Raw genomic sequence first — 21,397 nt, 5'->3', positions numbered from 1 at the left:
CTGCCTGTACCAATACCACAACAGATCAACCGTCTTCCAGCGATTCTGTCCGGTTTAAACTTTAGAATAATCTGAATGCGTTCTTTGCCTTACGCTGGCGTTCATCCTCATCGACACCCGGATCATCGAAGACAATCGGCCCCTGTGGGAGATGGGCGTCTTCCACCTCATCATTCTTTTCCGCCAACGTGTCGTGCTTTTCCGGTTTTTGTGCCGGCGCCTTCCGTGCAGGCTCTGCGGCAGGAACCATGGTCTGCGCATCCTCGACATCGTGCCTGGCCGCTTTCGCCCTTGCCTGTCGGCGCGCCTCGTCCAGATGCACGACTGGCGAAAGCGCTTTGGCCTCTTCAACCGCTCCCCTGACTTCCGGCTGATGCGCTTCAATGACCGGCGACAATTGTTCAACCGGTGTCTTCCATTCAAAACTGTTCAGCCGACCTGTAACCGGCGACACGGGCGACCATTGCTCTGACGCATAGCCATCGGCCGTCCAGACCGGATCGCGCGGCGCCTTGACAGCCATGGAAAGCCACTGGCGCACCTTGCCCTGATCACCGGTTTCGGCCTCCTCAATATCGGCAAGCAGCAGATAGGCGCTTTCACGCGGTGCGGAGCGGATGACCTTTTCGACATTCTCGCGCGCCAGCTTGTAATCGCCTGCATCATAGGCCGCCCGCGCCAGCGCAAGACTGCCCTCCACCGTATGCGAGCGCAGCGACACCAGGTGGCGCGCCCGTTTCAGGCGGTCCTGAGCCGTATCGCCAGCGCGCCCGTCAATATAGGCAGCCGCAATATCCGGATGCGGAAAGCGCTTCCATGCCGCCTCCAGAATTCTTGAACCCTTGCGCACTTCGCCATCGGTGAAAAGCGCCCGCGCTGCCGTTACCGCGGCAGGCACCAGATCGGGCGCCAGCCTGTTTGCCTCCAGCGCATCTGCCTTGGCGGCGGCATGATTGGTGTCGATATTGGCCATGGCGCGCGCCGTCAGAAGTGCTGCGCGCTCTTTCCTGGCCACATCCTTGCCATGGGCAAGCGCCTGTTTGCGCGCATCGACCAGCTTGAGTGCGCCATCCCAGTCACCTTCGGCGCAAAGCTGCCCCATGACGGCGGAAGACGCCCATTCCAGCTGCGGCGCCAGCTTTGCCGCTTCTGCCGCATAATGGCGTGCTGCTTCCATTGCGCCCGCACGCTGCGCCTCGATATAAAGCCCACGCAGACCAAGAAGCCGGGTTTCTGGATCCTCGATCAGTGCCTCAAAGCCCTTGCGCGCATCATCGGTGCGTCCTTCAAGCATGGCTGTTTGCACATCCAGAAGCTTGATCAGCGGCTCCTGATCGGAACTCAGATGGCCGGCCGCACGCTTCATCATCAGCCGTGCGGTCACGGCATCACCGGCACCGGCCGCAATCAGGCCGGTTGACAGCGCCTGATAACCGCGGTCGCGCTTGCGTGCACGAAAATGGCGGTGCAATATATAAGGCGATTGCCAGATGCTTTTGATCAGCCACCAGCAGATGAGAATGACTGCAACCAGCGCCACCAGCATGGCGGCGGCGGTGATCAACGGAACGCTGTACTGATTGCCGGCAAAGACGGCATGCAATTCTCCGGGCCGATCTGCCAGCCACGCAAAGCCAAGCCCCAGAACCGCAATGACAACGAAATAAAACAGGACGCGCAGCATGAGGCCTCTCCTCAATTTCCGGCCGGTGCAGTTGAAAGCGTGCTTTCTTCATTCACCTGCTTCGGCTTGACGCTGTCGGCGACGAGGCGCTGGATAAGCGCATCCGCATCCCGCCGCGCCTTGAGCTGGCTGATGAACTCGCTGGAAACAGCCTTGGCGTCCGCCGGCAAGGTCTCCCACTCGCTATAGGCGCGCTGCAGGTCGCCTTTCTGCAGGGCATCCTCCATCCGGGCCGTTGTCGGGCCGACGCCCGAACCCTCAACATTTCCCGCCACAGGACGCACACTCACCAACCCCATTGCACTGGCTTTCAGGTGATCCCACACGCCGGCATCATCCGGCAGCCTGTTTTCGCTGGCAACCATCTTGTTAGCAACCGGACCAAACCAGGCATTGAGCTCGGCAAGGGTTGCAATACCCTTGTCGGCAAAGGGGCGCAGCCCGTTGACGGCATCATCTTCCGGTGCAAGCGAGGCATAGGTTTCAAGCTCGGACTTGAACGATCCACCGCGATCAATGGCGGTTTTCAGCGCATTGGCGGCAACGAGCAATGTTGCATCCGGCTGACGCGCCGCGGAACTTACCTTTTCCTGCAAGGCATTCAGCATGGACTGCAGCGTGGAAATCGTCCCGCTTGTATTCGTGGCGGCAGCACTGGCCTGTTTGGCCTGATCCCTGGTGTCAGAAACAGCGCTTTCCAGTGCGGCAATCTTGTCATGCAAGACCTTGATCTCGGCAGAATAATCCTGCGCTTGCGTTTTTGGCAGCGCATCCAGCCTTTGCTGCAATTGCGACAGCGTGCCTGCGACTGCCTCTGCCTTGATTTCGGCGGCCTGCACATTCTTCTGCATCTGCTCAAGCTGCGCCCTGCTTGCCTCATCCAGCGAGACGGAAACCGGCGCGCGCTGCAGATCCGCGATTTTCTGCTCGAGACGCTGCAGTTCCGCGCCGACCGGCCTTGTGCCCGGCACTGGCAACACATTGCCCCATTGCAGCACCAGAAAACCACCCAGCGCCACGACACCACCGGCAATGCCCGCCGCAAGATAGGAAAGGCCGGAGGGCGATTTCTGATTCGCTGAAGCTGCCGCTGCAGAAGCGCGATCGGCCTCGGGCTTTACCCCGGCAACAAAGGGCGGCTGATCAAACGAGGTTTCAGGCCGCTGTGGTTTTTCCGTGGTGCTGCGGTCTTTCACTGATTCGGACGGGGAGGCAGAGGCGTTATCCTGTAGTCTGGCAAAATCGCCCACCGGCTCGGCAGCAGGCGTTGACTTCGCCGTATCTGGCGCATCCATGCGTTTTACCTCCGATGAATCAAGATTGATCGTCACGGATTTGCGCGCCGGTTTGGAATGTCGCGGAGTGCCGGATTTCGCCATGGAGCCTCTCATCGTACTGATCTGCGCTTGAGTGTATCAGATAAAGTCCTCAGTAGAAGAAAGGTTACGGCAAAAAGAGTCAAAGTTTTGGCCTACACCATGGATAAAAGGCGAAAAAGTCCTTCTTCATCAGGATGATCGGCAACAAGCGCGCGTGCCTGCCAATCTGGCGGCAAAAGCCCCGCAACGCGCCTTGAAATGCATAAGAAACGCGCCTCTTTCAGATATATCGGCGCAAATGCTGCAAAGGTTTCGACGAATTTCTGCGCCGCAACGCCGGAATAGAGCAAGGCTGCGACAAAAGGCGCCCCGGCCGACAGGGACCGAAGCTCGGCAGCAGAAGGCGTGATACCTTCAATATCATAGGCATCGTGGACGCGCATGGTCAGTCCTGCAACCACCATCCGTTCCTCGAAGACAGGCTGGCGCACCTTGCCGGCAAGATAGAGAACACGTGCGCCGCCCGGCAAAGCCTGCCTGATCGTTTCGGCAAGCCTGATCGCATCACCCCCGCCTTCAATCACCGTGGCAAAACCGGCTTCGCGCGCAGCCTTCGCGGTTGCAATACCGACCGCAAAAAGCGGCAGATGGCGCAATTTCGCAAGAATATCATCGCTGACATGGCAAAACAGATTGGCACTGGTGACTGTTACGGCATCGAATGTTTCATCCCCGAGCGACACAGCAAGCGAAACAGTGCGGCTTAACGGCAGGACAACCGGCTCAAAGCCCATTGCCTTCAGCCGTTCGGCCGTACGCGAAGCGCCGGGTTGCGGGCGCGTGACCAATATGCGCCTGTTGCCTGTCTTGTGTTCCGCTTCAGCCAATCTCACGCCCAGCCATTGAAAAAATCTTCACCTGCCGCCTTGCGGATGCGCGCTGCCGCATCCGCGCCAATCAGGGCTGCGTCTGTGGCTGCCCCTTCTGCGCTGATTTCATGCATCCTTGTGCCATCCGGCGTCAGGATCATGCCGGAAAACGATATCTTATCGCCATCGACCTTGGCCAGTCCGGCAATCGGCGTGCGGCACGAGCCATCCAGCGCCGACAGAAAGGCCCGTTCACAGGCCAGCGCAATCTGTGTTTCACGATGCGCCAGAGGCTTCAGCAGCGCATCAATGCGTGCATCACCGATTCGGCTTTCAATGCAGATGGCGCCCTGCCCCGGTGCTGGCGGAAAGGCGACCGGGTCAAGCACTTCCGTGATCACATCGGCCATGCCGAGACGACGCAGACCAGCGCAGGCAAGGAAAGTGCCATCCACCTCGCCTTCTTCCAGCTTGCGCAGGCGTGTCTGCACATTGCCGCGGAAAAGCACGATCTTGATGTCGGGGCGAAACCGCCGGATCAGTGCCTGTCGACGCAGCGATGAGGAACCCACCACCGCCCCTTCAGGCAGATCGATAAACCGCTTCACCGTGCGGCCGATGAAGGCATCGCGCGGATCTTCGCGTTCCAGAAAGACCGATAAATGCAGGCCTTCCGGCAGGGAAGTCGGCATATCCTTGGTCGAATGAACGGCAATGTCGATGTCGCCATCCTTCAGCGCGCGTTCGATTTCTTCCGTAAACAGGCCCTTGCCGCCAACCTCCGACAGGGCGCGATCCTGGATCCGGTCACCTGCCGTGGACATGGTGACAATTTCAAAGGCCTCTTCCGGCAGGCCATGCGCTTCCTGTAAGCGACGGCGCGTTTCATAAGCCTGCGCCAGCGCCAGCTTGCTTCCACGTGTGCCAATCTTCAAGGATGCTGTTTGCATATCGCGCCGTCCATGATACCGGGTTCATCAGAGTTCAATCAGGCAGGGTCTACCCGCAAATGCGCATTCTTGGAATAGAAACCAGTTGCGACGAAACAGCCGCAGCCATCGTCGAACGCGACGAGCAGGGCAAAGGCCATATTCTGTCAAATGTGGTTCTGAGCCAGATTGCCGAGCATGAACCCTATGGCGGCGTTGTACCAGAAATTGCCGCCCGCGCCCATGTCGAGGCACTGGATGGTCTGGTCAGGCGCGCGCTGGAACAGGCAAATCTCACGCTCGATGATGTGGACGGCATTGCCGCAACCGCAGGCCCCGGCCTGATTGGCGGGCTGATCGTTGGCCTGATGACCGCCAAGGCGCTGGCCATGGCGGCCAAGAAGCCGTTTTACGCCATCAATCACCTTGAAGGCCATGCATTGACGGCGCGGCTCACCGACAATCTCGATTTTCCCTATCTGCTGCTGCTCGTCTCTGGCGGGCATACGCAAATGGTGCTGGTGCGCGGACTTGGCCAATATGAACGCCTCGGCACGACGATCGATGACGCTCTTGGTGAAGCCTTCGACAAGACGGCAAAACTGCTCGGCCTGCCCTATCCCGGCGGCCCGGCAGTGGAAGCCATGGCAAAGAAAGGCGATCCCACGCGTTTTGCCCTGCCGCGCCCCTTGAAAGGCGAAAAGCGGCTCGATTTTTCCTTTTCCGGCCTCAAGACCGCCGTCCGCCAGACGGCGAGCGAACTGGTGCCGCTTTCAGATCAGGATGTGGCCGATATCTGCGCCTCGTTTCAGGAAGCCGTGGCCGACACATTGCGCGACCGCGTTGGCCGTTCGCTCGACCGTTTCAGCGCGGAATTTCCCGATTGCCCGACGCCAGCGCTCATCGTTGCAGGCGGCGTTGCCGCCAACAAGACGCTGCGCGCTGCCCTTGAAGAGCTTTGCGCCAAGCGCGGCTTCCGCTTCATTGCGCCGCCGCTCAATCTTTGTACAGACAATGCCGCAATGATCGCCTGGGCGGGTGCTGAACGCGCCGGATCAAGCGAACCCGACCCGCTCAGCCTTGCTCCACGTTCGCGCTGGCCGCTCGATGAAAAATCAGCCCCCGTATTTGGCACAGGGAGACGTGGAGCCAAGGCATGAGCAAAGACACAAAAATCGCGGTTCTTGGTGGCGGCGCATGGGGCACCGCACTGGCTGCAATGGCCGTCAACAATGGCCATGAGACATGGCTTTACGCCCGCGATGCCGAAACCGTCGCCGCCATCAATGAGAGGCGGCAAAATCCGCGCTATCTTGGCGATATTCTCTTGCCGCACGGCATTCGCTCCAGCACAGATGCAAAAGCCGTGCTTGAAAAGGCGGATGCGGTTCTGGTGGTCATTCCCGCCCAGTCCATGCGGCAGGCTCTGTCCGGTCTTGCCGATCTGATTCCCCTGCAGGCCCCGATCGTCCTGTGTGCCAAGGGTATTGAACGCGGCACGGGTCGCATGATGTCAGAGCTTGTCGCGGAAATCCTGCCCTACCATCAGATCGCAGCCCTTTCCGGCCCAAGCTTTGCCAGCGATGTTGCGCGCGGACTGCCCACGGCCGTCACCATTGCCGCAACGGATGCCGCCATTGCCGACCGGCTGGCCGCACTTTTGTCTGGTCCGTCCTTTCGCTGCTATTCGACCACCGACCTCATGGGTGTTGAACTTGGTGGCGCATTGAAAAACGTACTTGCCCTTGCCGCCGGCGCCTCAACCGGGCTTGGCCTTGGTGCCAGCGCGCAGGCAGCTCTTGTCACACGCGGCTTTGCCGAACTGCGCCGCATTGGCGAAGCTCTGGGTGCACGCCCGGAAACCATCATGGGGCTTTCCGGGCTTGGCGACCTGATGCTTACCTGTTCTTCCAGCCAGTCGCGCAATTATTCCTATGGCCTTGCGCTGGGGCGCGGCGAAAGCCTTGAAAACCGCCCGCTCGCCGAAGGTGTGGCAACCGCCCCCATGGCGGCAGAACTTTGCCGAAAACACAATATCTACGCCCCCATCATCAGCGCCGTTGCAGCCCTTCTCGCAGGCAGGATCACCATTTCCGATGCGGTGACGGCGCTCATCAATCGACCACTCAAATCCGAGGACTAATCCATGCTGTTCGCATTGCTGTGCAACGACAAGCCAGACCATCTTCAGCTGCGTCTCGACACCCGCCCCGCCCATCTTGAATATCTCGACAGCCTTGGCGACACGGTGAAATTTGCCGGCCCCTTCCTCGGTGATGATGGCAAGCCGAATGGCAGTCTGGTTGTCGTTGAAGCGGCAGACAAGGCTGCAGCCGAAGCCATTGCCGCAAGCGACCCTTACGCCAAGGCAGGCCTGTTTCAGGATGTCACCGTCCGCCCATGGAACTGGGCGATCAAGAATCCAGCTAACGCGTAAAGGTCTGACCAATGGCATATTGGCTGTTCAAATCCGAACCGTTCAAATGGTCATGGGAAATGCAGAAAGCCCGTGGCGAAAAAGGCGAGCAGTGGGACGGCGTGCGCAACTATCAGGCGCGCAACAATATGCGCGCCATGCAGCTTGGCGACAAAGGCTTTTTCTACCATTCCAATGAAGGGCTGGAGATCGTTGGCATTGTCGAAGTCTGTGCATTGGCACATCCCGATACCACCACGGATGATCCACGCTGGGAATGCGTCGATATTCGTGCCGTCTGCGACATGCCAAAACCCGTCTCGCTGAAGGCCATCAAGGCCAACCCGCTGTTGCAGAACATGTCGCTGGTCACTTCCATGCGCCTGTCCGTCCAGCCAGTCCGGGAAGACGAATGGATTGAAGTCTGCCGCATGGGAGAGCTGGATCCGAATTCGATCTGACGATGCTTGATCCGAAAGAACAGGGCACGAGCGCTTTCATTCTGGCCAATACCGGCCTGCAAGCCCCACCGCATGTACCGGAAATCATGCTGCATCTTGCCGACGAGGCGCATGATCTCTGGCACAAGACGGAAGAAGAGCTTGCAACCATTGGCCTGCCGCCACCCTTCTGGGCCTTTGCCTGGGCGGGTGGCCAGGGCGTTGCGCGTTATATTCTCGATCATCCGGAAGTGGTGAAGGGCAAGACGGTTCTCGATTTTGCCTCCGGTTCCGGGCTGGTCGGCATTGCCGCAATGAAAGCAGGCGCAGCAAGGGTCACTGCATCCGACATCGACCCATTTGCCCGTCCGGCCATTGAACTCAATGCGAACGCCAATCATGTCGCCATCACCGTCACGCTCGATGATCTGATCGGTCAGGACGGCGATTGGGACGTGGTTCTGGCGGGCGATGTGTTTTATGAAAAACCACTCGCCGACCGGCTTATTCCATGGTTTTCCGCTCTCAGCCAAGGTGGAAAAACCATCATTGTCGGCGATCCGGGCCGCGCTTATCTGCCGAAAGACCGGCTGAAGGAACTGGGTGTCTATACCGTTCCGGTAACCCGCGCACTGGAGGATTCGGAAGTCAAGCGCACGACCGTCTGGGCTTTTGTCTAGAGCGTCGGTGTCCGGATGGACGCGATGTCCTAAGCGAATTTTTTCGCCCCGGCGACGCAAAGCACGACAGCCAAAGCTGTGAGCACCATGCCAAGGCTCACAGCCTCACCTGCAATGCTTGCCGCCAGCGCCAGCCCGAAAAACGGCTGCAGCAATTGCAACTGGCCAACCGTGGCAGCGCCACCCTGCGCCAGACCGGTATACCAGAAGAAAAACCCGATCAGCATGGAAAACAGCGTTACATAGAACAGACCGCCCCATGCCATCACGCCAATGCCTGACCAGACCTCCGGCCGCGTCAGGATGCTCAAGGGCAGCATGATCGGCAGCGTGACGACCAGCGCCCAGCAGATCACCCGCCAGCCGCCGAGATGACGTGACAGTTTTGCCCCTTCGGCATAGCTCAAGCCACAGACAATGATCGCCGCCAGCATCAGGGCATCGCCATAAAGCGTCGATGTGCTGCCCTGCTCATAGGCATAGGAAGCAACGATCAGGCTGCCCGCGAGCGAAAACAGCCAGAACAGCGGGCGCGGGCGTTCGCCGCCGCGCACAACAGCAAAGATGGCGGTTGCGAGCGGCAACAGGCCGACAAACACAATCGCATGGGCAGATGTCATATGCTGCAATGCGACACCGGTGAGCAGCGGAAAGCCAACCACGACCCCCATCGCCACGATGATGAGAGAAAACACCTCGCGCCGGTTGGGCAAGGGCGCGCGGAAGACAAACAGCAATGCCATTGCCAGAAGACCGGAAATGCTGGCGCGCGCCATTGTCACAAAGGTCGGATCAAGGTCGATCACCGCCAGACGGGTCGCCGGTAGCGAACCGGAAAAAATCAGAACGCCAAGAAATCCATTGATCCAGCCAGCCTTGTCGGTTCCAACCATGCTGTTCATTTTGTTCATTTAACCTGTTGTGCAATCATCCATATCCAATCTGGACAATTATATGAACGGCCGTAGAATGATAATGGACAGTTTCAAGACAATTTAGCAAACTGTACTGGTGAAACTTATGGTACAGATGATATCGGAAGGCCTGCTCGACAGCCTCAAGGCGTTGGAACAGGCCTATGCCAACGGCGAAACGGCGGCACAAAATGAAACAGCAGCGCCAAAAGTGGAAGAGACTGTCCCGGAGCGCACGCCACTGGTTGAAAAGGTCATGGGCATCATCCGCGGACGCATTTCGGCAATGAACCTTGCACCGGGTGCGCGCCTGCCTTCGATCCGCCGCCTTGCAGAAACGATGGCTGTTTCAAAATCAACCGTGGTCGAAGCCTATGACCGGCTGGTGGCGGAAGGCATCATTCAGTCACGCCGGGGGGCTGGCTTCTTTGTGGCCGAGCGTGCGCGCCAGCCCTTCACGCTGGCCAGGGCCACACCGCATCATGACCGTCAGATCGATCCGTTCTGGGTCATGCGGCAATCGCTGGAAACGTCCAGAGACACGTTGAAGCCCGGCTGCGGCTGGCTGCCGGATGAATGGCTGCCGCTGGAAAGCATACGCCGCGCCATACGCCAGATCGCACGCGAGGAAGACAGCAATCTCGCCAATTATGGCGAACCGCTGGGGCATGGCCCGCTGCGCCAGCATCTTGCCCATCGCCTTGCTGAACAGGGCATTGATCTACGCTCGGCCGATCTGATGTTGACAGATTCCGGCACGCAGGCGATTGACCTCATCTGCCGTTTCATTCTCCAGCCGGGCGATACGGTTCTGGTCGATGATCCATGCTATTTCAATTTTCAGGCCGTGCTTCTGTCGCACCGCGTCAAGCTGGTTGGCGTGCCTTACACCGCAACCGGCCCCGACCTTGATGCTTTTGCCAATGCCGCAGCCAAATATGCGCCAAAGCTCTATATTTCCAATGCCGGACTGCAAAACCCGACCGGCGGCACCATGACGCCAGCCACCGCGCATCGCTTGCTAAAGCTTGCGGAAATGCACAGCATCACGCTGGTGGAAGACAACATATTCGGCGATTTTCATCCCTCCCCCACGCCGCTTCTTGCCGAACTCGACGGGTTTGAGCGTGTTCTGCACATTGGCAGCTTTTCCAAGACCTTGTCGGCGGCAGCACGCGTTGGCTATATTGCCACGCGGCGTGACTGGATCGAAGGACTGACCGATCTGAAACTTGCCACGACCTTTGGCAACAATCCGCTATCTGCCCAGATCATCCATGCCATGCTGACAGATGGCAGCTATCGCCGTCATATTGAAAGCCTGCGCGTGAAACTGGCCGATGCCATGTCGCTGACCGCCAAACGGCTGAAGGCAGATGGTCTGACACTGTGGACCGAACCGCAAGGCGGCATGTTCCTGTGGGCGCGCCTGCCGGATGGCGTCGATTCCGGCAATGTCGCGCGTTATGGCCTCGAAAAGGGCGTCGTCTTCGCCCCTGGTAATGTTTTCAGCCCTTCGCATTCAGCCGGCCAATATCTGCGCTTCAATGTCGCCCAGTCGACGGATCCGCGCATTTATGTGGTCTTGCGCGAGGCCATCAAGCACGCAAGACGCGAATGACCGTGCGGTCGCTCAGATGGGGCAGGATCAGCGCCATGTCTGACCGTTTGAGTGCAATACAGCCTTCAGTCGGAAGATAGCCCGGACGCGCCAAATGGAAAAAGATCGCGCTGCCGCCATTGCGCCGCCGCGGGCGAATGTTCCAGTCCATCACGATGCAGACATTATAAAGACCGTCATCACGCCACATTTTCTCGTGGCTCTGGCAAAAGGGCAGCCGCACCTTCCGGTTATAATTGGCATTGCGCGGTGCGTCACACCAGCCATCCGCCTTGCCGATCCGTGTCAGCCGCAGGCCTGTTGCAGGCAGGGCCCCCTTGTCACCACGCATGAAACCATAAAGCAGGCGCATTTTTGCCAGAGGCGTTGCGCCATCGCCTTCACGCTTGAAGGCACTGATGCCACCTTTGCCCAGGGAACATTGCAGAACATATTTGCCTGCAACCAGAATTCCGCGTGACCTGTCACCCGGCTTTGGCCGCACATCGATGAAACGCAATCCGCGCCGCTGCTCTGTTCTGGTCACCGCATGATCCTTTGCTGTTTTTCCGCACTTGATCGAACACGAAATGAATACCGCCTTTGGCGGCTTCAACTTATCGTCATTAAATGTCATAAGTATCAAGAGCGATTTGATCAAAGAGCAACGAGGGCACGTATGACAGGCCGTACAATTCTGGTTGTGGATGACGACGAAGACCTCCGTTCCATCCTGGTAGAGCAGCTTGAACTCTGCGAGGAGTTCCAGATCCTGCAGGAAGACACGGCGGCCAAGGGCCTGGAGACGGCGCGCAATGGGGTCGTTGACCTGCTCATCATGGATGTCGGCTTGCCCGATATGGATGGACGCGAAGCGGTCAAGCTTCTACGCAAGAGCGGTTTTCGTGCGCCCATCATCATGCTGACCGGGCATGATACCGAAGCCGATACGATCCTCGGTCTCGAATCAGGCGCGAATGACTATGTCACCAAGCCATTCAAGTTTGCCGTACTGCTTGCGCGCATCCGCGCCCAGCTGCGTCAGCATGAGCAGAGCGAGGATGCAACCTTCATCGTCGGGCCCTACACCTTCAAGCCGAGCCAGAAACTCCTGATCGATGAAAAGGGCGTGAAAATCCGCCTGACGGAAAAGGAAGCGGCGATCATCAAATATCTCTATCGCGCTGGTGACAAAGTCATCAGTCGTGATGTGCTGCTGGAAGAAGTCTGGGGTTACAATTCCGGTGTGACCACGCATACTCTGGAGACGCATGTTTATCGCTTGCGGCAAAAAATTGAGAAAGATCCATCTAATGCAACGCTTCTTGTTACAGAAAGCGGGGGATACAAACTCGTCCCATGATGGAATACACCTTTGTCAGGTGTATTGACGTTTCATGGCGCTCAATGATGATATTCTCATTCTGAGTACGGTTGATCTGTTCGCGTCCTTCACGCCTGAACAGTTGCGTCTTCTTGCCTTCGGTGTCGAGCGTCTGGTGTTGCGCGCCGGGCGTGAACTCTATCAGGAAGGCCAGAATGCGGATTGCGGCTATGTTGTCGTCTCGGGCCAGATCAGCCTCTATCGCGATACGCAACAGGGCCGGTTGACGGTGCGCACCGTCACCAAAGGGACGGTACTTGGTGAACTGGCCATGATCGCCCAGAGCGCGCGTCTCACCGGCGCCATTGCAGACGTTGAAACCGAAGTCATCCGTATCAGCCGCTCAATTTTCCATCGCATTCTGGAAGAATATCCCGAAGTCGCCATCAAGCTGCACCAGCAGATCAGCCGCAATCTGCTGGCGCTGATTGACGAAATCGAGCGTGTTGCACCGCGCCTTGCCGGTCAGGGCTGATAACGCCACGGCCATGAAAAGGGCCGCACACGGCGCAACTCCGATTTTCACGGAAACGCTGATTGCTCAAGCATGTTTTTCCCAGTTTCCGGGCGGAAACCGGTTTCCGCTTTTTCTGGAACTTCTATGGATGCAGCACTCTCTTGCGGCCCGTCAATCCAGATCAAATGTGGCAATGACCGGCACATGATCAGACGGACGGTCCCAGCCACGCGCCTCACGCAGGATCTTCACATCCCTGATATGGTCTTCCAGGTCGACAGAACCCCAGACATGATCGAGCCTGCGACCGCGGTCTGATTCATTCCAGTCCTTGGCGCGATAGCTCCACCAGGTATAGATCTTCCGGTCAGCCGGAATGAGATGGCGCATCAGATCGCTCCAGCCGCCCTTGATGCGCAGATCCTCCAGCGTTTCCGTCTCGATCGGCGTATGGCTGACGATCTTCAGAAGCTGCTTGTGCGACCAGACATCATTTTCGAGCGGCGCAATATTGAGATCCCCCACCAGAAGCGAGGAAAATCCGTCATTCCGGTCGGCAACAATGGCACGCATCTCATCCAGAAAGGCGAGCTTGTGCGCAAATTTCGGATTGATCTCCGGATCAGGTTCGTCACCGCCAGCCGGCACATAGAAATTGTGAATGCGCAGTTTCTTTGCACCTGCTTCCACCACCGCGCTCAAGTGGCGGCAGTCCCCCATATCGCAAAAGCCAATGCGCTCGACATCCCGCAAGGGACGGCGCGAAACGGTGGCAACGCCATGATAGCCCTTCTGTCCGCTGACGGCGACATGCTCATAGCCCAGTGCTCGAAAGGACTTGAACGGAAAGAGATTGTCCGGGCACTTGGTTTCCTGAAGGCAGAGCACATCCGGCTGATAATCACGCAGGAACTGTTCGACCAGCGGCAGACGCAGGCGAACAGAGTTGATGTTCCAGGTTGCGACGGAAAAAACCATTAGGGGAACTCGCGGCAAGATTGGGTTGCCGCGAAACTAATCACTTCTCGCCCAAAAGCAAATAACGAAGCGCTGATCAAGGCGATCAACCCCAGCTTATCGGGTTTCTTTCTGCTTCATGGTGATGCGGCGCGTATCGATCTTGAACATGTCGTCGGTAAAACGCACGCCAGTGCGCACATTGAACACCATCACGGTCGTATCCAGATTTTGTGCATCCGTGATTGTCCACTGCTTCAGCTCATAGGTCTTGGGATCGAACATCATGGTGATCTTGGCATCACCAAACACCGACTTGTCGCCAAGCACGATGGTCGTCATGTCCGGCTCCTGCTTCACGCTTTTGAGCCTGCCGCCACCAAGATCGATCCTGTCGCCCAGCAGCAGCTTGAGCGGCGTCTTGGACAGCGGATAAAGATCCCAGGTATCAAGCTTGCGATTGTTGATGACCACAGATTCGCCATTCGAAATCACACGGATGGGCGAATCATTATAGTTGAAGCGGATCTTGCCGGGACGCTCGATATAGAATGTCCCACCCGTCTGTTCGCCCTTGGGACCAAACTGCACGAACTCGCCGGTCATGGTTTTCACGGATGAAAAATGGTCGGCAATCGCCTGGGCCGCAGCCACGGCGGCAGCATCCTGCGCCATGACGGCAACCGGCATGAAAGCAGCCGTTGCGCCAATTGCCCCCACGCCCAGCATGACAGCCAGACGACCAGCTTTTGCAACGGCTGAAAGGCGGGCGAACCAGGAATGGAAAATCATCGCATCTCTTTCTGTTTTCATGAGCATAAGACTACACGACCAGTTTGTCGCGAGTGTGGCGCAATGCGGGACAGATCAGAAATCATCATCCCGCGCTGGCACGAGTATTTCGCGTTTGCCGGCATGATTGGCCGGACTGATAATGCCCTCCTCCTCCATGCGTTCAATGATGGAGGCAGCGCGGTTATAGCCAATGCCGAGACGACGCTGGATGTATGAGGTCGAAGCCTTCCTGTCGCGCAGCACGATCGCGACCGCCTGATCGTAAGGATCGTCCGAATCGGCAAGATTGCCGGTTCCGGCCGGGCTATCGCCCTCGTCCTCATCCTCGGTGATCGCATCGAGATATTCCGGCACGCCTTGCGCCTTGAGGTGCTGGACAACACGTTCAACCTCATCATCACCGACAAATGGGCCATGCACGCGCTGGATACGGCCACCGCCCGCCATGAACAGCATGTCGCCCTGGCCCAGAAGCTGTTCTGCGCCCTGCTCGCCAAGAATTGTGCGGCTGTCGATCTTGGACGTGACCTGAAAGGAAATGCGCGTCGGGAAATTGGCCTTGATCGTGCCGGTGATGACATCGACAGACGGGCGCTGTGTTGCCATGATTACATGGATGCCGGCCGCACGCGCCATCTGCGCCAGACGCTGTACCGCCCCTTCGATTTCCTTGCCAGCAACCATCATGAGGTCAGCCATTTCGTCGATGATCACGACGATATAGGGCATGGGCTGCAGATCAAGCTCCTCGGTTTCATAGACCGCCTCACCCGTATCGTGATCAAAGCCGGTCTGAACCGTACGCGCCAGCGGCTCGCCACGCTGCTGGGCAAGGCTGACGCGCTGATTGAAACCGTCAATATTGCGCACGCCAACCTTGGACATCTTGCGATAACGGTCTTCCATCTCGCGCACGGTCCATTTCAGCGCGACAACTGCCTTCTTTGGATCGGTCACGACCGGCGTCAACAGATGCGGAATGCCGTCATAGACCGACAATTCCAGCATTTTGGGGTCGATCATGATCAGTCGGCATTCGCTTGGCGTCATGCGATAGACCAGCGACAGGATCATTGTATTGATCGCAACAGACTTGCCCGAACCTGTCGTACCGGCGACCAGAAGATGCGGCATCTTGGCGATGTCAGCTATCACTGGCTCGCCATTGATGGTCTTGCCGAGCGCCAGCGCGAGCTTGGCTTTCGACTGCTGGAAATCGCGGCTTGCCAGCATTTCACGCAAGTAAACCATTTCGCGCTTTGGATTGGGCAGTTCGATACCGATCGCATTGCGCCCGGGAATGACGGCAACACGCGCGGCAATCGCGCTCATTGAGCGGGCAATGTCATCCGCCAGACCAATGACGCGGGAGGATTTGATGCCTGGTGCAGGTTCCAGTTCGTAAAGCGTGACAACCGGGCCCGGCTTGACGCTGATGATCTCGCCACGCACGCCGAAATCTTCCAGAACACCTTCCAGCAGACGCGCATTCTGCTCCAGCACTTCGCGCGACAGGGATTGATCGCGCTGAACCAGTTTTGGCTCGGCGAGGAAATTGAGCGACGGTTTTTCAAACACGCCACTGATCCTGACTGGCGCGCGCTCGCGCGATGCACTGCGGCCAGACCCGGTCTGTTGCTTGCGATTGCGTGGCGGCGGCGCATCATGCCATTCCTGACCGGCAAGAGGCTCGTCATCCTCGGCCTCAAACAAGGAATCATTGTCGGTATCGCCATCAAAACCCGGTTCGCGGCGCATGGATCTGCGCGCTTCCGCCTTGCGGCGCACGGCCGGCAGATCATCAAGCGCATCATCCCGCGCAGACATGCGCCGGCCAAGACCGGTCATGCGTTTCAGGCTGGCGCTCATGGAAAGCAGCATGTGAGTCAGCGCACCGAACAGATAGAAGCCCCGACCGGATGCCTCATCCTCGTCCGCATCATTAATGAATATGCCGTCGTCTTCGGCATCATCTCCGGCTGCCCCTTTCGTCGCCGGATGACGCCCGATCAGGCCGCAGGCAAACAGGCACAGCCAGACTGCCGGTGCCAGCAGAACCAGCGCGATGACAGAGGCAACCGCCCCTTGCGGAAAATGACCAAGGAATACACCCGGCAGGCGCAGGATCAGATCTCCAAACACACCGCCAAGGCCGATCGGCATGGGCCAGGATTCCGGCACCGCAAAACAGCCGGCAATGGCAGCAAACAGCAGGGCAGCCATGAGCCAGGCAAAACAACGCTGCGGCAAGCGGCCAATCCGGCCGCTGACCATCAGGAACAGCCCCCAGATTGCCAGCGGCAGAAGCGCTGGCACGCTGGCAAGACCAAAAAACTGCATGAAAAGATCAGCAAAGACCGCACCGGGATAGCCAAGTGCATTGGTCACCGGATTATCGGTGGCATGGCTGAAGCTGGGATCGGCGACATTCCACGTCGCCAGAGCGCCGACCGCCATGCCGGTCAATGCCAGCAAACCAAGACCCAACAGAATATAAAGCTGTCTGCGGATGATATTGGAAAGCCTGAGCCTGTCTTCCGACATCCGCTCATCGCGCAGCGGGTATGTTTGGGAATATCCTTGCCGCATAAAGCCTGTTCCGAACCAAATACGCTGACTGCCCGTGACAATGATTCGGGCACACTGAATCGATCCCGATCCTAGTGCGTGATGGTTAATTCGACATTAACCATGCCGTTTTCAAGAACCATGCTGTTTTCAGGGTTTGAACCCGCCAATGCTCTTTGAAAGCTGGTCGGCATGACGAATCGTGCATGTCATGCGCTAATGCCCCAAACCCAGGAGCCAGTCCAGGTGTAAGGCCAGCCCAACGCAAGAACCCACCCAAAATGAAAAAGGCGCGGTCTCCCGCGCCTTTTCCTCTTCGGAAAATCTGTTCTACTGAACAGACTCGCCGTGCAACGCAATGTCGAGGCCTTCGATTTCGGCCTGCTTGCTGGTGCGCAGACCCATGATTGCCTTGACCACGTAGAGAATGATTGCCGTTGCGATAGCGGTGTAGACAACCGTGATGGCAGCACCGAAGAACTGCTTGGCAACCGATGCGCCTTCGGAAGCGGAGTTGATGGATGCATCAGCGAATACACCCGTCAGAACCGCGCCGACAAAACCGCCTACGCCATGGACGCCGAAAGCATCGAGCGAGTCGTCATAGCCGAGCGCGTGCTTGACCTTGACAGCGGCGATGTAGCAGATCGCGCCGGCAACCAGACCGATGATCAGCGAGCCAACCGGGTTGACGAATCCGGCAGCAGGCGTGATGGCGACCAGACCGGCAACAGCACCGGAAATGATGCCGAGAACGCTCGGACGACCAGCAACAGCCCATTCAACGAACATCCAGGCGAGAGCGGCAGCAGCCGTGGCAACCTGCGTGTTGAGCATTGCAACAGCGGCAAGCGAGTTGGCGCCAGCAGCCGAACCGGCATTGAAACCAAACCAGCCGACCCACAGGAGAGAGGCACCGATGACCGACAGAACCAGATTGTGCGGCTGCATGTTGGTGTGGCCATAGCCGTCACGCTTGCCAACGATGAGTGCAGCAACAAGACCAGCAACACCGGCATTGATGTGAACAACCGTACCACCAGCGAAGTCAAGAACGCCGTCAGAGCCAAGGAAGCCACCGCCCCAGACCCAGTGCGCCACCGGAACATAAACGATGAACAGCCACAGCGTCATGAAGACGAGCATGGAAGAAAACTTCATGCGCTCGGCAAATGCACCGGTGATAAGCGCAGGCGTGATGATCGCGAAGGTCATCTGGAAGACGATGAACAGATATTCCGGAATGGTTCCGGACAGCGAATCCATCGTTACGCCAGCGAAGAAGGCCTTGGAGAAGCCGCCGAGATAAGTATTGAGCGAACCGCCATCGGTAAAAGCCAGCGAATAACCGGCAATCATCCACAGAATGGACATAAGGCAGGTGATCGCAAAGCTTTGCATGACAACCGAGAGCACATTCTTCTTACGGACCATGCCGCCGTAGAACAATGCCAGACCTGGAATGGTCATCATCAGGACGAGAGCCGTTGACGTCAGCATCCAGGCGGTGTCGCCGGTGTCGAGAACAGGCGTCGCTTCAGGAGCAGCATCCTGTGCAAGTGCCGTTCCAGCCATGGCAATAAGCGAGGGCACGGCAGCCCATAGTGCTGATTGCTTGAATTTTCCCTTTATGAGCATCGAGTATCTCCGTCGTAAGGCGGCTTCAAACGCTTCTGCGCTGGAAAGACCGTATCGACGTAAGACAATCAAAAATCGTGCCAGTTAGAAAAAGCCTCTTGCCACGATGGGCATTTTTGCCGGACCGGGCCTTTTAAAATTGTCAGATGATTTACATAAAACACTGAAAAACCAAGCATTTACCAGGATTACGGCACAGGCAATGACCGACAAAATTTTTCATGAAAATCTGCCTTGTGCATAAGAATTGGATGATTGCACCGCCCACGCCGACGGCATGGGCTTTTCATGCGTGCATCACGCAATCAGACGCATCCAGGCAGAGATTAAAATTTAGGCAACAGCTAACCGCATGTTTAATTTTTGATCATTTGTCCATGCCATGAACACGAATCAGGCCTTCCTGCGCAACCGAGGCAATCAGAACGCCGTCGCGCGTATAAAGTGCGCCACGGTTAAAGCCGAGCGCGCCGGAGGAGCTTGGCGTGTCCTGCGTATAAAGCAGCCAGTCATCCATCCGGAACGGACGATGGAACCACATGGAGTGGTCCAGACTTGCAACCTGAATATCACGGTCGAAAATGCTGCGCCCATGTGGGAACAGTGACGTATCCAGCAACGTCATGTCGGACAGATAGGCAAGGATTGCCGCCTGAAGCGCGCGATCATCCGGCACAATGCCGCGTGCGCGTACCCAGACATGCTGGACGGGCGGCAGCTTTTCACGTGACAGATAATGTGTCAGCGAGACCGGCTTCAGTTCAACCGGCCGCTCCCGCTCCCAATAGCGGCGCACATTTTCAGGTGCCTTTTTCAGATAGACTTCCGGTATATCCCGGTCACCCACAAGCTGTTCGGGCAGCGGCAGACCCTCTGGCATGGGTTTCTGGTAATCAAGCCCCGCCTCATCAATCTGGAAAGAAGCCAAGAGCGAGAAAATCGCCTTGCCATGTTGCCGTGCCAGAACATGGCGCGTGTTGAAACTTGAGCCGTCACGCATCCGGTTGACTTCATAGATGATCGGCACGGCCGGATCGCCCGGACGCATGAAATAGCCGTGCAGCGAATGCACATGCCGTTCACGATCCACCGTGCGCTGTGCTGCAATCAGCGCCTGTCCGATCACCTGGCCGCCAAAAACCCGCTGCCAGCCTACCTGCGGGCTGTTGCCACGGAACAGGTCCTCATCCAGCATTTCAAGATCCAGAATCGACAAAAGCTGCTCCATGGCAGCCGTCTGCTCGACAAATGCCGTTTCACATTCGGACATGAACCCGCCTCCCTGACGCAATGATCTATTTCCGTCTCCCACGCGTGCCTGTTTGAACCGGGCTGGTGAAAACTGTCAAGTCGGCTTAAACATGGGACAGGACGCGCCTCCTTACCCCGCGTCAAAAAGGGGGGCTTTCAACACGATCAATTCGTGCCAAAACATCACCCGACGGATCTGTCCGGAAAGGAATAAAACATGGTTCGCAACCCAGCCCCCCAGAAATGCGACATTCTCGTCGCTGGCGGTGCCTATGTCGGCCTGGTCACCGCAATTGCAATCAAGACGGGCGCACCACATCTGTCCGTGGTGGTCGTAGATGGCGCTCCGGACGGCAGATGGAAAAACGATCCACGCGCCTCGGCAATTGCAGCCGCACCAGCCAACATGCTCAACACGCTGGGCTGCTGGCAGGATGTCCTGCCCGATGCGCAGCCGATAACGGAAATGGTGATCACCGATTCGCGCGTCAGCGATCCGGTCCGTCCGGTCTTTCTGACCTTTGAGGGCGAAGTGAAGCCCGGCGAGCCTTTCGCCCATATGGTCGAAAACCGTGTGCTGAATGCCAGCCTGCACCGCAAGGCGGAAGAGCTTGGCATTCCATTCATTCCGGGCGTCAGCGCGGAACGGTTTGCAACGCACAATGAATCCATTTCCGTCCATCTGTCGAATGGAAAGGAATATGAAGCAAGGCTTCTGCTTGCAGCCGATGGCGCACGCTCGCGTCTGCGCGATCAGGCCGGCATCAAGACCGTCAAATGGGACTATGACCAATCCGGCATTGTCTGCACCGTGTCACACGAAAAGCCGCATGGTGGCCGAGCTGATGAACATTTCCTGCCATCAGGCCCCTTCGCCATTCTGCCACTCAAGGGCAATCGCAGCTCGCTGGTCTGGACAGAGCGGACTGCGGATGCAGAACGTCTGGTCAGGAGCGATGATTTTGTGTTTGAGGCAGAGCTGGAACAGCGTTTTGGCCATCGTCTGGGCGCGATTCGGGTCGAAGGCCCACGTCAGGCCTTTCCGCTTGGCCTGACACTGGTGCGCGAATATGTGAAGCCGCGCTTTGCCCTTATCGGCGATGCCGCCCATCGCATGCATCCGATTGCCGGACAAGGCCTCAATCTCGGTTTCCGCGATGCCGCAGCCATTGCCGAAGTCATCGTCGAAACCGATCGTCTTGGCCTTGATATCGGCTCGCTTGCCGCACTGGAGCGCTATCAGTCGTGGCGCCGTTTCGATACGGTACAGATGGGAGTTACCACAGACATCCTCACCCGGCTGTTTTCCAATGACAATGCAGCCATCCGCACCATTCGCGATTTTGGTCTGGGGCTTGTCGACCGCATGCCGCGCCTGAAATCCTATTTCATTAAGCAGGCGGCAGGCATTGCCGGCGACACACCGAAGCTGTTGCAAGGACAGGCGCTCTAGCCTTCCAACTTTGGGATGAATGTCGAGGGACGCGGGTCAGCTC

The 21,397-nt window shown here is 57.7% G+C and carries 20 protein-coding genes; 9 read left to right on the top strand and 11 right to left on the bottom strand.

The features are described 5' to 3' along the window. Nucleotides 1-61 precede the first annotated feature (61 nt). The 4 genes from ACFO1V_RS15200 to hemC form a co-directional block, all read right to left on the bottom strand. Nucleotides 62-1,684: a heme biosynthesis protein HemY gene (locus tag ACFO1V_RS15200; protein ID WP_374830698.1), complete on the bottom strand. Its 1,623-nt coding sequence runs from the start codon at nt 1,682-1,684 to the stop codon at nt 62-64. Nucleotides 1,685-1,695: 11 nt separating this feature from the next. Further along, nucleotides 1,696-3,063, bottom strand: coding sequence for a COG4223 family protein (locus ACFO1V_RS15195; protein ID WP_374830696.1), 1,368 nt, complete (start codon nt 3,061-3,063; stop codon nt 1,696-1,698). Nucleotides 3,064-3,155: 92 nt separating this feature from the next. Next, the gene (locus ACFO1V_RS15190; RefSeq protein WP_374830694.1) at nt 3,156-3,890 is read right to left on the bottom strand and encodes a uroporphyrinogen-III synthase; all 735 of its coding nucleotides are present in this window, start codon (nt 3,888-3,890) and stop codon (nt 3,156-3,158) included. Nucleotides 3,891-3,892: 2 nt separating this feature from the next. Next, nucleotides 3,893-4,822, bottom strand: a complete 930-nt coding sequence (hemC, locus tag ACFO1V_RS15185) for a hydroxymethylbilane synthase (protein ID WP_374830692.1) — start codon at nt 4,820-4,822, stop codon at nt 3,893-3,895. A 59-nt stretch (nt 4,823-4,881) separates the two neighbouring features. Between hemC and tsaD the strand changes: the two genes are divergently transcribed. From tsaD to ACFO1V_RS15160, 5 genes are read left to right on the top strand one after another with little or no spacing between them, the layout of a single operon-like run. After that, nucleotides 4,882-5,961 carry a tRNA (adenosine(37)-N6)-threonylcarbamoyltransferase complex transferase subunit TsaD gene (gene tsaD / locus ACFO1V_RS15180; RefSeq protein WP_374830690.1) on the top strand — a complete coding sequence of 360 codons (1,080 nt, stop codon included), beginning with the start codon at nt 4,882-4,884 and terminating at the stop codon, nt 5,959-5,961. After that, nucleotides 5,958-6,944, top strand: a complete 987-nt coding sequence (locus ACFO1V_RS15175) for an NAD(P)H-dependent glycerol-3-phosphate dehydrogenase (RefSeq protein ID WP_374830688.1) — start codon at nt 5,958-5,960, stop codon at nt 6,942-6,944. Before tsaD ends, ACFO1V_RS15175 begins: the two co-directional genes overlap by 4 nt. A 3-nt stretch (nt 6,945-6,947) precedes the next feature. Further along, nucleotides 6,948-7,238 carry a YciI-like protein gene (locus ACFO1V_RS15170; protein WP_374830686.1) on the top strand — a complete coding sequence of 97 codons (291 nt, stop codon included), beginning with the start codon at nt 6,948-6,950 and terminating at the stop codon, nt 7,236-7,238. Nucleotides 7,239-7,249: 11 nt separating this feature from the next. After that, the gene (locus ACFO1V_RS15165; protein WP_374830684.1) at nt 7,250-7,678 is read left to right on the top strand and encodes an EVE domain-containing protein; all 429 of its coding nucleotides are present in this window, start codon (nt 7,250-7,252) and stop codon (nt 7,676-7,678) included. Between the two features lie 2 nt (nt 7,679-7,680). Next, entirely contained in the window at nt 7,681-8,337 is a 657-nt protein-coding gene (locus tag ACFO1V_RS15160) for a class I SAM-dependent methyltransferase (RefSeq protein WP_374830682.1), read from the top strand. A 29-nt stretch (nt 8,338-8,366) separates the two neighbouring features. Here the strand turns inward: ACFO1V_RS15160 and ACFO1V_RS15155 are convergent, their stop codons facing one another. Further along, nucleotides 8,367-9,230 (bottom strand): DMT family transporter, encoded by an 864-nt coding sequence (locus ACFO1V_RS15155; protein WP_374830804.1) that lies wholly within the window; start codon nt 9,228-9,230, stop codon nt 8,367-8,369. 136 nt (nt 9,231-9,366) lie between these two features. On the opposite strand from ACFO1V_RS15155, the gene ACFO1V_RS15150 reads away from it, so the two are divergent. Next, nucleotides 9,367-10,872 (top strand): aminotransferase-like domain-containing protein, encoded by a 1,506-nt coding sequence (locus tag ACFO1V_RS15150; RefSeq protein ID WP_374830802.1) that lies wholly within the window; start codon nt 9,367-9,369, stop codon nt 10,870-10,872. Here the strand turns inward: ACFO1V_RS15150 and ACFO1V_RS15145 are convergent. Next, nucleotides 10,850-11,356, bottom strand: coding sequence for a L,D-transpeptidase family protein (locus ACFO1V_RS15145; RefSeq protein WP_374830800.1), 507 nt, complete (start codon nt 11,354-11,356; stop codon nt 10,850-10,852). The two genes, ACFO1V_RS15150 and ACFO1V_RS15145, sit on opposite strands and share 23 nt — an antisense overlap. 174 nt (nt 11,357-11,530) lie before the next feature. On the opposite strand from ACFO1V_RS15145, the gene optR reads away from it, so the two are divergent. Next, entirely contained in the window at nt 11,531-12,214 is a 684-nt protein-coding gene (optR, locus tag ACFO1V_RS15140; RefSeq protein ID WP_374830680.1) for a response regulator OptR, read from the top strand. Nucleotides 12,215-12,248: 34 nt separating this feature from the next. Continuing rightward, nucleotides 12,249-12,710: a cyclic nucleotide-binding domain-containing protein gene (locus ACFO1V_RS15135; protein WP_374830678.1), complete on the top strand. Its 462-nt coding sequence runs from the start codon at nt 12,249-12,251 to the stop codon at nt 12,708-12,710. A gap of 153 nt (nt 12,711-12,863) precedes the next feature. Here ACFO1V_RS15135 and ACFO1V_RS15130 read toward each other — a convergent pair whose 3' ends face one another. From ACFO1V_RS15130 to tesB, 5 genes are all read right to left on the bottom strand, one after another. Next, nucleotides 12,864-13,670 carry an exodeoxyribonuclease III gene (locus ACFO1V_RS15130; protein WP_374830676.1) on the bottom strand — a complete coding sequence of 269 codons (807 nt, stop codon included), beginning with the start codon at nt 13,668-13,670 and terminating at the stop codon, nt 12,864-12,866. A 96-nt stretch (nt 13,671-13,766) separates the two neighbouring features. Beyond that, entirely contained in the window at nt 13,767-14,441 is a 675-nt protein-coding gene (locus tag ACFO1V_RS15125) for an outer membrane lipoprotein carrier protein LolA (RefSeq protein WP_374830674.1), read from the bottom strand. A 75-nt stretch (nt 14,442-14,516) separates the two neighbouring features. Next, complete coding sequence (locus ACFO1V_RS15120) at nt 14,517-17,033, bottom strand: FtsK/SpoIIIE family DNA translocase (RefSeq protein ID WP_374830672.1); 2,517 nt, start codon at nt 17,031-17,033, stop codon at nt 14,517-14,519. A gap of 309 nt (nt 17,034-17,342) precedes the next feature. After that, on the bottom strand, nt 17,343-18,650 hold the full coding sequence (locus tag ACFO1V_RS15115; protein WP_374830670.1) for an ammonium transporter: 1,308 nt from the start codon (nt 18,648-18,650) through the stop codon (nt 17,343-17,345). Between the two features lie 367 nt (nt 18,651-19,017). Beyond that, nucleotides 19,018-19,920, bottom strand: coding sequence for an acyl-CoA thioesterase II (gene tesB, locus ACFO1V_RS15110; protein ID WP_374830669.1), 903 nt, complete (start codon nt 19,918-19,920; stop codon nt 19,018-19,020). Between the two features lie 198 nt (nt 19,921-20,118). On the opposite strand from tesB, the gene ACFO1V_RS15105 reads away from it, so the two are divergent. Continuing rightward, on the top strand, nt 20,119-21,354 hold the full coding sequence (locus tag ACFO1V_RS15105; protein ID WP_374830667.1) for a ubiquinone biosynthesis hydroxylase: 1,236 nt from the start codon (nt 20,119-20,121) through the stop codon (nt 21,352-21,354). Nucleotides 21,355-21,397 lie beyond the last annotated feature (43 nt).

Origin of the sequence: Daeguia caeni (assembly GCF_042653845.1) — a bacterium.
Classification (GTDB): Bacteria; Pseudomonadota; Alphaproteobacteria; order Rhizobiales; family Rhizobiaceae; genus Brucella; species Brucella caeni.
Note: the sequence above shows the minus strand (reverse complement) of the source record. Positions and strands in the feature narration are given on the sequence as shown.